This is a genomic window from Aeromonas sp. 75A (assembly GCF_051919425.1).
GTDB classification, from domain to species: domain Bacteria; phylum Pseudomonadota; class Gammaproteobacteria; order Enterobacterales; family Aeromonadaceae; genus Aeromonas; species Aeromonas veronii.
Map to the genome: position 1 here is coordinate 4,491,426 of NZ_JBQBES010000002.1, position 12,086 is coordinate 4,503,511.

The following is a 12,086-nucleotide window of genomic DNA, read 5'->3' on the forward strand; positions in this document are numbered from 1 at the left end:
CCCTGTTCACATCACCTGCATTACCTACGCAAAGAATGCTCCGTCCGGACAACAGGAGAACCTATGGCACTGGACCAATTCCACCACGGCGTGCGCGTCGTCGAAGCGACCGACGGTACCCGTACCATCCGCACCGTCGCCACGGCGGTGATCGGCATGGTCTGCACCAGCGAAGACGCCGACGCCACCTACTTCCCCCTCGACAAGCCTATGCTGATCGCCAACCTGCCGGCAGCCATCGCCAAAGCGGGCAGCGAGGGGAACCTGAAACGCTCGCTGCAAACCATCTATGACACCGTCAACACCATCGTTATCGCCGTGCGCGTGGCCAAAGGCGCAGATGCAGCAGCGCTGACCAGCAACATCATCGGCACCATCAAGCCCGATGGTAGCTACACCGGCCTCAAAGCACTGGAGCGGGCCACCCCGGCCACCGGCGTCAAGCCGCGCATCCTCTGCGTGCCGGACAACTGCACCCTGCCGGTGTCCACTGCGCTGGCGGGCATGGCCAAGAAACTGCGCGCCTTTGCTTATGTACCGACCATCGCCGAGACCGTCGAAGCCGCGCTGGCCTACCGTGAAAACTTCTCCAGCCGTGAGCTGATGCTGGTGCATGCCGACTGGACGGCGTGGGACGTTGCCACCAATGCCAGCATCAAGTTCGATGCCTGCCTCAAGGCCGCCGCCATGCGGGCGCTCATCGACAAAGAGATTGGCTGGCACAAGACCCTGTCGAACGTCGGCGTGACCGGGGTCGATGGCATCACCAAAAACCTGTTCTGGGATCTGCAAGACCCCGACACCGAGGTCGGCTTGCTCAACGCCAACGAAGTCACCGCCCTGATCCGCTCTGATGGCTTTCGCTACTGGGGCAACCGCACCTGCTCAGATGATCCCCTGTTCGCCTTCGAGAACTACACCCGCACCGCCCAGATCCTGGCTGACACCATGGCCGAGGCGCACATGTGGGCCAACGACAAGCCGCTGCACCCTTCCCTGGTCAAAGACATCGTCGAAGGGATCAAGGCCAAGGGGCGCGAGCTGGTGAACGGCGGGTACTTGCTCGGGTTTGACTGCTGGTACAACGAGGAGCTCAACGACAAGGACACCCTCAAGGCGGGCAAGCTACGCATTGATTACAACTACACCCCGGTGCCGCCACTCGAAGACCTCGGTTTCATCCAGCGCATCACCGACCACTACCTGATCGACTTCGGCGCCCGCGTCGCGGCCGCAGCATAAGGAGCCCCCATGGCACTGCCACGCAAATTCAAACGCCTGAACGTCTTTCTCAACGGCGAGAACTGGGTGGGTGAAGCGGAAGATTTCACCCCGGCCAAATTGACCCGCAAGTTTGAAGCCTATCGCGGCGGCGGCATGGGCGGCGCCGTCAACATCGACATGGGATTCGATGACAGCGCCCTCGATGTCTCGTTCACCTTCGGCGGCTATGGCGAGCCCCTGCTGCGCTGCATGGGGGAACCCAAGGCCGACGGCACCATGGTGCGCTTTGCCGGCTCGGTGCAGGGCGACGACACCGCCGAGGTGGTACCCGTCGAGATCATCTGCCGTGGCCGCTTCAAAGAGCTCGACCGCGGCACCCTCAAGGCCGGTGACAACTCCCAGGCAAAGGTCGGCATGGTCAACACCTACTACAAGGAGACCATCAACGGTCAGGTGATCCATGAAATCGACCTCATCAACATGATTGAGATCGGCCCCGATGGCATCGACCGCATGGCCGAACACCGCAAAGCCATCGGCCTCTAACCCCTTCCCTCATCCAATGGGCGGTCCTTATCCAACCAATAAGTGCCGCCCTCACCACATCACCAGGAACCGACACCATGGAAAACAAAACCGTTACCCTCGACCAAGCCATCCAGCGCGGCGACACCACCCTCACCGAGATCCAGTTGCGCAAACCCAAGGCGGGCGAAATGCGCGGCCTCAATATGACCGATGTGGTGCAGATGGACGTCAACGCCCTCACCAAACTGCTGCCCCGCATCACTACCCCCATGTTGACCGAAGCCGAGATCGGCAACATGGATCCGGCTGACCTGATGCAGCTGGGCAGCGAGGTAAGCGCTTTTTTGGTACCGAAGAGAATGGCCTACCTCATTGCGTAGACGAGGTGATGGCCGATCTGGCCATCATCGCCCACTGGCCGCCGTCCGAGATGGCGGCCATGGAGATCAGCGAGCTGATGGGCTGGCACCAGCGCCTCGTTGAGACTCACAACCGCATCAACGGGGTAGAACAACAATGAACCCTCTCAAACTGCAAATCCTGCTTAACGGGATCGACAAGCTCACCGCTCCCCTCAAGGCAGCCAGCGGCCAGAGCCGTATCACCGCCAAAGATCTGGTCGACACGAAAAAGCGCATCAAGGAGCTGGAAGCCCAGAGCGGCCAGATTGATGGCTATCGAACCCTCGGCCAGCAGATTGGCGCAACCCGCGCCCAGCTGACCCAGGCCCAGCGCGACGCCCAGCAGATGGCCCAGCAATTCGCCAAGCTCGAACAGCCAACCAAGGCCATGACCCGCGCCATGGAGCAAGCCAAGCAGAAGGTGCGCGACCTCTCCCAACAAGAGCGGGAAATGGTCGCCCGTCACGGCAGCCTGAAACGGGCCATGAGCGAGGCAGGCATCAACAGCAAACAGCTGGGCCAGCAGCAGCGTCAGCTCAAGAGTGATCTCGCCGCCGCCAACAGCCAGCTGGACCAGCAGCGGGCCAAGCTGGGGCAACTGGCCGACCAGCAAAAACGCCTTAACCAGATCAAAACCAATTACGACAAAACCATGTCGATGCGCGGCACTCTGGCGGGCTATGGCGCAGCGGGCATGGCCACCGGGGCCGCTGCCATCTACAAGGGCACCAATATCGCGGGCAAGGCGATGGGCTTTGATGTCGATATGTCCAAGGTGCAGGCGATCACTCGGTTGAGCAAAGAGAGCCGCGAACTGGCCGCCCTGCGGGCCCAGGCACGGGAGCTCGGCGCCAATACCGCCTTCACGGCGGGCGAAGCGGCGCAGGGCCAAGGCTTTTTGGCCATGGCAGGTTTCACCCCCAAGGCAATCCGTGACGCCATGCCCGGGGTGCTCGATATCGCCAAGGCGGGCGGCGTCGAGATTGCCGCTGCTGCCGATATCGGCTCCAACATCCTGACCGGCTTCAAGCTGCCGGCCAACCAGATGACCCGCTTGGGGGATGTGATGGTCGGCACCTTCACCCGCGCCAACGTCGACTTGCAGATGCTGGGTGAAACCATGAAATACGTGGGGCCGGTAGCGGCAGGGCTCGGGGTTGACCTTGAAACCGCCTCCGCCATGGCGGGCAAGCTGGGGGATGCGGGTATTCAGGGCAGCATGGGCGGTACCGCGATCCGCGCCATTCTCGGCCGGTTGGCCTCCCCGCCCAAGGCCGCGAATGATGCGCTGGCCGCCCTCAACGTCAAGACCGCCGATGCGGCGGGCAACCTGCGCTCGCTGCCAGATATCCTGGACGAGCTCTACAAGAAAACCAGCAAAATGGGGGACGCCACCCGCTCGGGCTACTTCAAGGCCATCGCCGGCGAGGAGGCATTTGCCGCCCTGACCGTGCTAACCGAGCAGGCCGGTTCCGGCAAGCTGCAGGAGCTCATCGCCACCTTGAAGCAAACTCAGGGGGAAGCAGGCAAGGTCGCCAAAGTGATGGCCGATAACGCCATCGGCGACCTGGACAACCTTACCTCCGCCTGGGACGACGTAGGCATCCAGATGATGGAGACCGAGAACGGCCCACTGCGCGGCATTATCCAAAGCATCACCGAGATCATCCAGGTCACCGGCGACTGGATGCGGGCCAACCCAGAGCTGACCTCTACCCTGACCCGTATCGCGGCGGTCACCGCCGTAACGGCTGCTGCTGGCGGGTCACTGTTGCTGATTGTGGCCGGTCTGCTGGGGCCACTGGCTGCCATCAAGATGGGGCTTTCAACCCTGCTGGTCTATGGCGGCCCGCTACTGACCTTCATCAAGGCGCTGACCATGGGCATGGTCAGGCTCGGCATTGCCATGCTCACCACCCCGATCGGTTGGTTCATCATGGGGATTGCGGCGATCGCAGCTGGGGCCTACCTGCTCTACAAAAATTGGGATGGGGTCACCAAGTGGTTCAGCGAACTCTGGGCACAGTGCAAGGCCCCTGTTCTCGCCTTCTGGGAACTCCTGAAAGAGCTCTTCTCATGGACCCCCATCGGCATGCTGATCATGCACTGGAACGAGATCTGGGCCTTCTTCGATACCCTGCCAGCAGGGGCAGCCAACAAGGGTAAAGCAATCATCGACGGCCTGATTGGCGGCATCAGTGCCAAGTGGGAGAGCTTGAAGAACAAGATCAAAGCCCTCACCGACCTGCTGCCGGACTGGATGAAGGGGGGCGGCTCGGTCACCGCCAACGTCAATCCATCCGGCTACCTCACCGGCAACTACAACACCCCGGCCATGGCGGGCGGTTCGGGATACGGCCCGCGCATCGTCACCCCGGTGCGACCAGTGGCCCGAGGCAACAGCACCACCCAGATCCACGCCCCGATCAGTATCACCCAGCAGCCGGGACAATCAGCCACCGATGTGGCGCAAGAGGTGCGCCGCGAACTGGACCGACGCGAACGGCAGGCGGCTGCCAGTGGCCGTGCCTCCCTGACCGACCGCAACTAAGGAGCAACCACCATGATGATGACCCTGGGCTGGTTCGTGTTTATGCGCTCGACCGTGGCCCCGCAATCTCAACAAGACGAAAAATCATGGCGCCACCCGGGCAATAACCGGGTCGGCGCCCGCCCCTCATATCAGTACCTCGGGCCAGATGACGAGCTCAGTCACTTAAGCGGGGTGCTCTATCCAGAGCTCACCGGCGGCCCAGTCTCCCTCGATATGCTCAACAGCATGGGTGACAGCGGCCAAGCCTTCCCCCTGATCCAGGGCGATGGCGTGATGCGAGGCTCGTTCGTGATAGAGGGGATCAGCACCACCCGCAGCGAGTTCTTTCAAGATGGCAGCGCCCGAAAAATCGAGTTCAGCATCAAGCTCAAGCGGGTCGATGACAACGACAGCTCCCTCGGCAATACCCTGCTCGGCCGCACTGCGGGCAACCTGCTCGGTCGATTGGGCGTTGGCAAGCTGCTGAACACCGTGGGCGGTAAAGTCGGGGGGCTGCTCTGATGGGGGCATTCGACCAGTTCGGTACCCGCTTGGCTGAAAACCTTGGTATCACCAGCCAGCTGGATGCCCTGAGCCAGCAGCATCCGGCGCCCGCCTATCAGGTGCGGGTCGATGGCAGCGATATCTCGGGCACCCTACGCCCGCGCCTGATGCACATGACCATCACCGATAACCGGGGCTTTTCGGCCGATACCATCGAAATCGCCCTCGATGACAGCGACGGCAAGCTGGCCATGCCGCGCCGTGGGGCCACCCTGCAAGCCAGCATCGGCTGGCAAGGCGGCCCCCTGGTCGATAAAGGCACCTTCAAAATTGACGAGGTGGAACACGGCGGCGCACCGGATGTGCTCACCATCAGAGGCAAATCGGCAGACCTGCGCGGGGGCATGAACAAACTGCGCGAGCGCAGCTGGCACTTCGAAACCATCGGCGCCATCGTGGAGCAGCTTGCCGCCCGCTATGGCCTGATCCCAAGCGTTGGCGACGCCTTCAAGGGGATGGTGATCGACCACATCGACCAGACCAACGAGAGCGATCTGGCCTTTCTCACCCGCTTGGCCACCGAGCAGGATGCCATCGCCACCGTCAAATCTGGCCGCCTGATGTTCATCAAGGCGGGCAACGGCACCACCGCCAGCGGCAAGCCTCTCCCAGCCATCACCATCACCCGCCAGGACGGCGATCAGCACCAGTTCTCGGTGGCAGACCGCGATGCATACACCGGTGTCATCGCCTACTGGCAAGACAACAAAGCCGCCGAGAAGAAGAAAATCGAGGTGAAGCGCATGCGGAAGACCAAACCGAAAGAGGAACGGCCGCTACCGCCGGGCGTGGTGGTCAACAAGAAGGAGAACGAGCTGCTGGTTGGCGACAGTGAGAACGTCAAGGAGCTGCGTCACGTTTACGCCAGTCAGAGCAACGCCATGCGCGCCGCCCGGGCTGAGTGGGAAAAGCTGCAGCGCGGCGTGGCCGAGTTTCAGATCACCCTGGCCAAAGGCCGACCCGAGCTCTACCCGGAACAACCCACCACGGTCAGGGGATTCAAACCACAAATCGACGAGGCTGACTGGCTACTCACCCAGGTGGTACACGACCTCACCGACCAGGGCTACACCAACCGCCTGCAACTCGAAGTGAAACTGGCAGAGCTGCCGGAGTGACCACATAGATAAAAAAGCGTGGACATAATGTGGACATAAGAAAGGAAAAATTTATATAAAACAGAGAGTTACAGATACAAAAAAGGAGGCCTGAGCCTCCTTTTAGCGTTTATAACAGAACTGGATTAAACCAGAGCTGCTTTAGCTTTTTCAACCAGGGCGGTGAAAGCCATTTTGTCGTGAACGGCGATATCGGACAGGATCTTGCGATCGATCTCGATAGAAGCCTTCTTCAGACCGTTGATCAGACGGCTGTAGGACAGACCGTTCTGACGGGCTGCAGCGTTGATACGCGCAATCCACAGCTGACGGAACTGACGCTTTTTCTGGCGACGGTCACGGTAGGCATACTGACCAGCTTTGGTTACCGCTTGTACCGCTACGCGGTAAACACGGGAACGGGCGCCGTAGTAACCTTTGGCGGCTTTCATTACTTTCTTGTGACGAGCTCGAGCAGTCACACCACGTTTAACTCTTGGCATTTTTCACATCCCCCCTTATGCGTACGGCAGACAAGCGACAACACGTTTGTGGTCGGCAGCAGAAACCATGAATTTCGGCCCCAGCTGACGCTTACGCTTGCTGCTCTTCTTGGTCAGGATGTGACGCAGGTGGTTGTGCTTGCACTTGAAGCGACCCGAGCCAGTCTTTTTGAAGCGCTTTGCAGCACCCCGGTTGGTTTTCATCTTCGGCATTTCATACTCCGCATTGTGAGTGACAACAAAATCGCAAGGCGAACCAACTCATGGGGCAAGCCCCATGAGTCAATTTCTTGTGGGCCTTAAGATTTCTTCTTAGGTGCGAGGACCATCACAGCTTGACGGCCTTCGACTTTCGGGAACGACTCAACTACGGCCAACTCTTCCAGATCGTTCTTGACGCGCTCCAGAACCTTGATACCAAGATCCTGGTGTGCCATTTCACGACCACGGAAGCGCAGGGTGACCTTAGCCTTGTCCCCGTCTTCCAGAAAGCGAACCAGGTTGCGTAGTTTTACCTGATAGTCGCCTTCGTCAGTGCCAGGACGGAATTTGATTTCCTTGACCTGGACGACTTTCTGCTTTTTCTTCTGTTCTTTGGTTGTTTTGCTCTTTTCGTAGAGGAATTTGCCGTAATCCATGATCCGGCAAACGGGCGGCTCAGCATTTGGACTGATCTCTACCAGATCAACTCCGGCCTCTGCGGCCAAGTTCAGAGCATCCTGAATGGAGGTGATGCCAATGGCTTCACCATCCAGACCAGTCAGACGAACTTCTTTCAGACGGATCTCTTCATTGATCCGGTGAGCGCGGGCTTGCGGTTGCTTGCCCAGTTTTTTTCCGCCTTTTATAGCTTATTCCTCCACTTTCTTTTGTCCGCGGGTCTGAACTTCCTGGGTCAACAGAGCGATGAACTCTTCAACAGGATAAGTGCCCAGGTCAGCCCCTTTACGAGTCCGTACTGCAATCTTACCGGCTTCAACTTCTTTATCGCCGCAGACCAGCATGAAAGGTACTCGCTTCAAAGTATGCTCGCGGATTTTAAAGCCAATCTTCTCATTTCTCAAGTCCGCTTTTGCGCGAAGGCCCGCATCATTCAATGCTTTGGCTACTTTCACCGCATAATCGGCCTGATTGTCCGTGATATTCATGACCACAGCCTGAGTCGGTGCCAACCAGGTCGGGAACAGACCGGCGTACTCTTCAGTCAGAATACCGATGAAGCGCTCGATAGAACCCAAGATAGCCCGGTGGATCATCACAGGTACATGGCGATCGTTGTTTTCGCCCACATAAGTGGCACCCAGACGACCAGGCAGGGCAAAGTCGAGCTGCACGGTACCACATTGCCACGCACGATCAAGGCAATCGTGCAGGGTAAATTCAATTTTGGGACCGTAGAACGCCCCTTCACCCGGCTGCAGATCGTACTTCAGACCGTTGAGTTCCAGCGCTTCGGCCAGGGCTTTCTCGGCACGATCCCACATCTCGTCGGAGCCGATACGCTGCTCGGGACGAGTGGAGAGCTTGACCACGATGTTCTCGAAGCCAAAGGTACCATAGACGTCATAGACCATACGAATACAGCCGGAGACCTCTTCCATGATCTGCTCTTCGGTACAGAAGATGTGAGCGTCATCCTGAGTGAAGCCGCGCACCCGCATCAGACCGTGCAGGGAACCGGACGGCTCGTTGCGGTGGCAGGAACCAAACTCGGCCATCCGCAGCGGCAGATCGCGGTAGGACTTCAGACCCTGGTTGAAGATCTGGACGTGACCCGGGCAGTTCATCGGCTTGATGGCGTACTCGCGGTTTTCGGACTGGGTGGTGAACATGGCCTGGGCATACTTCTCCCAGTGACCTGAACGCTCCCACAGGACGCGGTCCATCATGAACGGACCTTTCACTTCCTGATAGTCGTACTCTTTGAGCTTGCCGCGGATAAAGGTTTCCAGCTCACGGAAGATGGTCCAGCCATCGTTGTGCCAGAACACCATACCGGGTGCTTCTTCCTGCATGTGATACAGGTCGAGCTGCTTGCCGATCTTGCGGTGGTCGCGCTTGGCGGCCTCTTCCAGACGCTGCAGATAAGCCTTGAGCTGCTTCTTGTCAGCCCAGGCAGTACCGTAGATACGCTGCAGCATCTTGTTGTTGGAGTCGCCACGCCAGTAGGCGCCGGACATCTTCAGCAACTTGAAGTGGTGGCAGTGACGCATGTTGGGCACGTGCGGGCCACGACACATGTCGATGTACTCTTCGTGATGATAGAGACCTAGCTGGTCATCACGGGCAATGTTCTGATCCAGGATTTCGACTTTGTAAGACTCGCCGCGCGCCTCGAATACATCGCGCGCTTCTTGCCAAGAGACTTTCTTCTTGATGACGTCGTAATCCTTGGCTACCAGCGCCAGCATGCGCTCTTCCAGGGCAGCCAGATCTTCATCGGTCAGGGTACGGTCAAGATCAACGTCATAGTAGAAGCCGTTGTCGATGACAGGACCGATGGCCATCTTGGTCTGGGGCCAGAGTTGCTTGATAGCATGACCCAGCAAGTGGGCGCAGGAGTGGCGCAGGATGTCCAGACCTTCTTCGTCTTTGGCGGTGATGATGGCCAGCGCAGCATCGGCTTCGATCAGCTCGCACGCATCTACCAGTTCACCGTTTACCCGACCGGCAATGCACGCCTTGGCGAGACCGGGACCGATGTCCGCAGCCACATCCATGACGGAAACAGAGTGGGCAAATTGACGTTGGCTGCCGTCAGGCAGAGTAATGATTGGCATTATGTGTTTCCTTATACAGTGGTGACCCCTACCAAAGGTCACATGCGGGATGGAAAAGAGATTCAAAAAGGTGATGTTTTGGTTCTCCACAGCACTTTGCGAAGACGGCCTGACACGTAAACCACATGTCTAACGTGACAAACCAAGCCAAAACGGCCCCATGCTACCAGAAGTCGGGCGTGCTGTATCGGATTTGCAGATATTTTCTACAGTCAAATGAGTCGCCTACCGACTATTCACCAAGCAGGGATTGCCAGTTGAAGTCAAAGTCACTGCTCCCCTCCTCTGCCAGCGCCAGCTCTTGCAGCACCTGAAGCGCCAGCTTGTTGCCCTTTTGTGCCGCCAGAAAGAGCCACTGTTTCGCCTGAGGCAAATCGACCCTGCCGCTGACCCCCATCAGATGAAGTACACCGACTTTCAGCATGGCCGGGACATCGCCATTGCGGGCAGCCTGATCCATCCAGTGAAAGGCTTGGCGCAGATCTCGCTTGACCCCAACACCGCGCAGATAGAGCTCTGCCAGCCGATATTGGCCGAAGGGATCCCCTGCCTGCGCCGACTGCAGATAGAAGCTGATGGCCTGATGGATATCCTGCTCGCGCCCCTGCCCCACCTCATGGCTCCAGCCCATCAAGGCTTGCGCCCGGGGTTGCCCCTGCGCCGCCAGTGGCGACCAGATGCGGGTCGCCTCATCGAAGTGACCTGTACGCCAGGCACGGTTGGCGGCAGCCATCTCCTGCTCGGTGGAGAGCGGAAGCAGACGCCAGATAACCAGCGCAATCAGACCGATAAATAGCCAACGGGAAGTGGTGGGGCTCATGATAATTTCCGTGATCCAGTTCTCATTTCGTCTATGTAAACGAAATGTAGCGCCGCAATCAAGCAAGAGATCCCTGCAACAACCCTTTTTGCACCCGGTCGATCAGCAGTTGTTGTCATTTATCCGGTGCACCTGCAAAATTACTGTATGTATAAACAGTGTTGGTGCACACCATGGCAGGACGAGGCAGTCCCCACAATATCGATCACCGTTTTAGCGGCCCCCTTGTCGAAGCGATCGATGACGGCTGGCAATCGTCCGATTGGGATGCCGCTTTCACTCCTTCTGTGCCTGGCACCGAGGTGCGGGAGATCGATGCACGCAGCATCATCAGCTATAACAGCTCGCCGGATGTCCCCTTTGGTCGCTCCATCAACCCCTATCAGGGGTGCGAACACGGCTGCATCTACTGCTATGCCAGACCCAGCCATGCCTATCTGGAGCTCTCCCCCGGCCTCGATTTCGAGAGCAAGCTGTTTGCCAAACGCAATGCAGCCGACCTGCTGCGCCGGGAGTTTGCCAAACAGGCCTATCAGCCACAGACCATCTTCATTGGCGCCAATACCGACCCCTATCAACCCATCGAGCAGCGCTATCGCCTCACCCGGCAGTTGCTGGAAGTGATGCTGGCCCACCGCCATCCGGTCGGGCTCATTACCAAGAGCGCCATGATCTTGCGCGACCTCGATCTGTTGACCGAGCTGGCCAGAGAGGGACTGTGTCAGGTGATGGTATCGGTGACGACCTTGAACGAAACCCTGCGCCGACAGCTGGAGCCCCGCGCCAGCACGGGTGCAGGCCGCTTGAAAGTGATCGAGAAGCTGGCCAACGCTGGCGTGCAGGTGGGGGTACTGGCCGCCCCCATGATCCCGCGGCTCAATGAACCGGAGCTGGAGCAGATCATCAAATCGGCTGCCGAGGCTGGCGCCAGTTGCGCCGATTACATCCTGCTACGGCTGCCCCACGAGCTGGCGCCGCTATTTGGTGACTGGCTCGATACCCACTATCCGGGCCAGAAAGAGGCTATTTTGAATCAGTTGCGAGCCAGCCGCGGTGGCGGGCTCAACAGTACCGCCTTCGGTACCCGCATGCGCGGTGAGGGGCACTTTGCCGATCTGCTGGCCCAGCGCTTTCGCCTCATCAGCAAGCGCCTCGATCTGGGCAAACGCCATATTCAGCTCAGGCTGGATGGGTTTATCCGTCCCGGGGAGCAGCTGTCGCTCTTCTAATCCCCTGCTCACTCCCTTCACACATCAGGCGTGCCAAGAGGTTGAGAGGAAGGCCTGCCGCAACACATCCTGTGGAAACCCCGCTTTTCAGAATTTTCCAACGGAGTAGCCATGTCACGTCAGGATCGCGCTATCCGGTAAAGAGAGGGCTAACGCCTTAGCCTGCGCGCTGATCCCGCCCCTGTTGCACCATTTCAACCGGCAGTCGCGAGGGTTCATGGGCCACTTCGTGCTCATCCTCTTTATACTGCGGCACCTCTGATTCGCCCCATACCCGGCTCCACCAAATTTCCCACGTGATCCAACTGGTCATATGCAGCTCCTGACGGTGAAGGTGATGGCAACAACGCACCACTCGCCTGGCAGGATAGCTGCTGGGAATGACAGGGAAATGACAAAAAAATCAC

The 12,086-nt window shown here is 58.9% G+C and carries 14 protein-coding genes; 8 read left to right on the forward strand and 6 right to left on the reverse strand.

The features are described 5' to 3' along the window. The first annotated feature begins 63 nt into the window (after positions 1–63). The 7 genes from ACTG2T_RS20945 (at position 64) to ACTG2T_RS20975 (ending at position 6,368) form a co-directional block, all read left to right on the forward strand. The gene (locus ACTG2T_RS20945; protein WP_439973817.1) at positions 64–1,242 is read left to right on the forward strand and encodes a phage tail sheath protein; all 1,179 of its coding nucleotides are present in this window, start codon (positions 64–66) and stop codon (positions 1,240–1,242) included. Between the two features lie 9 nt (positions 1,243–1,251). Then, positions 1,252–1,770, forward strand: a complete 519-nt coding sequence (locus tag ACTG2T_RS20950) for a phage major tail tube protein (RefSeq protein WP_330124302.1) — start codon at positions 1,252–1,254, stop codon at positions 1,768–1,770. A gap of 77 nt (positions 1,771–1,847) precedes the next feature. After that, a complete protein-coding gene (locus ACTG2T_RS20955) occupies positions 1,848–2,132 on the forward strand; it encodes a phage tail assembly protein (RefSeq protein WP_019445430.1) in 285 nt (94 codons plus the stop codon). A gap of 8 nt (positions 2,133–2,140) precedes the next feature. Then, positions 2,141–2,272, forward strand: coding sequence for a GpE family phage tail protein (locus ACTG2T_RS20960; RefSeq protein WP_330124303.1), 132 nt, complete (start codon positions 2,141–2,143; stop codon positions 2,270–2,272). Next, on the forward strand, positions 2,269–4,704 hold the full coding sequence (locus ACTG2T_RS20965) for a phage tail tape measure protein (RefSeq protein ID WP_330124304.1): 2,436 nt from the start codon (positions 2,269–2,271) through the stop codon (positions 4,702–4,704). The genes ACTG2T_RS20960 and ACTG2T_RS20965 overlap by 4 nt, the downstream gene beginning before the upstream one ends. A 12-nt stretch (positions 4,705–4,716) precedes the next feature. Next, positions 4,717–5,208 carry a phage tail protein gene (locus tag ACTG2T_RS20970; RefSeq protein ID WP_005352106.1) on the forward strand — a complete coding sequence of 164 codons (492 nt, stop codon included), beginning with the start codon at positions 4,717–4,719 and terminating at the stop codon, positions 5,206–5,208. Next, positions 5,208–6,368: a phage late control D family protein gene (locus ACTG2T_RS20975; RefSeq protein ID WP_330124305.1), complete on the forward strand. Its 1,161-nt coding sequence runs from the start codon at positions 5,208–5,210 to the stop codon at positions 6,366–6,368. The genes ACTG2T_RS20970 and ACTG2T_RS20975 overlap by 1 nt, the downstream gene beginning before the upstream one ends. Before the next feature lie 125 nt (positions 6,369–6,493). Here ACTG2T_RS20975 and rplT read toward each other — a convergent pair whose 3' ends face one another. The 5 genes from rplT to ACTG2T_RS21000 form a co-directional block, all read right to left on the reverse strand. Further along, complete coding sequence (gene rplT / locus ACTG2T_RS20980) at positions 6,494–6,850, reverse strand: 50S ribosomal protein L20 (protein ID WP_005336687.1); 357 nt, start codon at positions 6,848–6,850, stop codon at positions 6,494–6,496. A 15-nt stretch (positions 6,851–6,865) separates the two neighbouring features. Continuing rightward, positions 6,866–7,063: a 50S ribosomal protein L35 gene (rpmI, locus tag ACTG2T_RS20985; protein WP_005336688.1), complete on the reverse strand. Its 198-nt coding sequence runs from the start codon at positions 7,061–7,063 to the stop codon at positions 6,866–6,868. Between the two features lie 86 nt (positions 7,064–7,149). Then, positions 7,150–7,698: a translation initiation factor IF-3 gene (gene infC, locus ACTG2T_RS20990; RefSeq protein ID WP_026034907.1), complete on the reverse strand. Its 549-nt coding sequence runs from the start codon at positions 7,696–7,698 to the stop codon at positions 7,150–7,152. A 3-nt stretch (positions 7,699–7,701) separates the two neighbouring features. Continuing rightward, complete coding sequence (gene thrS / locus ACTG2T_RS20995; protein ID WP_330124306.1) at positions 7,702–9,630, reverse strand: threonine--tRNA ligase; 1,929 nt, start codon at positions 9,628–9,630, stop codon at positions 7,702–7,704. Positions 9,631–9,862: 232 nt separating this feature from the next. Then, positions 9,863–10,450, reverse strand: a complete 588-nt coding sequence (locus ACTG2T_RS21000) for a tetratricopeptide repeat protein (protein ID WP_236323248.1) — start codon at positions 10,448–10,450, stop codon at positions 9,863–9,865. Positions 10,451–10,623: 173 nt separating this feature from the next. Here ACTG2T_RS21000 and ACTG2T_RS21005 point away from each other — a divergent pair, with 173 nt between their 5' ends. After that, positions 10,624–11,679: a PA0069 family radical SAM protein gene (locus ACTG2T_RS21005; RefSeq protein ID WP_330124307.1), complete on the forward strand. Its 1,056-nt coding sequence runs from the start codon at positions 10,624–10,626 to the stop codon at positions 11,677–11,679. A 157-nt stretch (positions 11,680–11,836) separates the two neighbouring features. Here ACTG2T_RS21005 and ACTG2T_RS21010 read toward each other — a convergent pair whose 3' ends face one another. Then, positions 11,837–11,992 carry a hypothetical protein gene (locus ACTG2T_RS21010; protein ID WP_162895351.1) on the reverse strand — a complete coding sequence of 52 codons (156 nt, stop codon included), beginning with the start codon at positions 11,990–11,992 and terminating at the stop codon, positions 11,837–11,839. Positions 11,993–12,086: the final 94 nt, after the last annotated feature.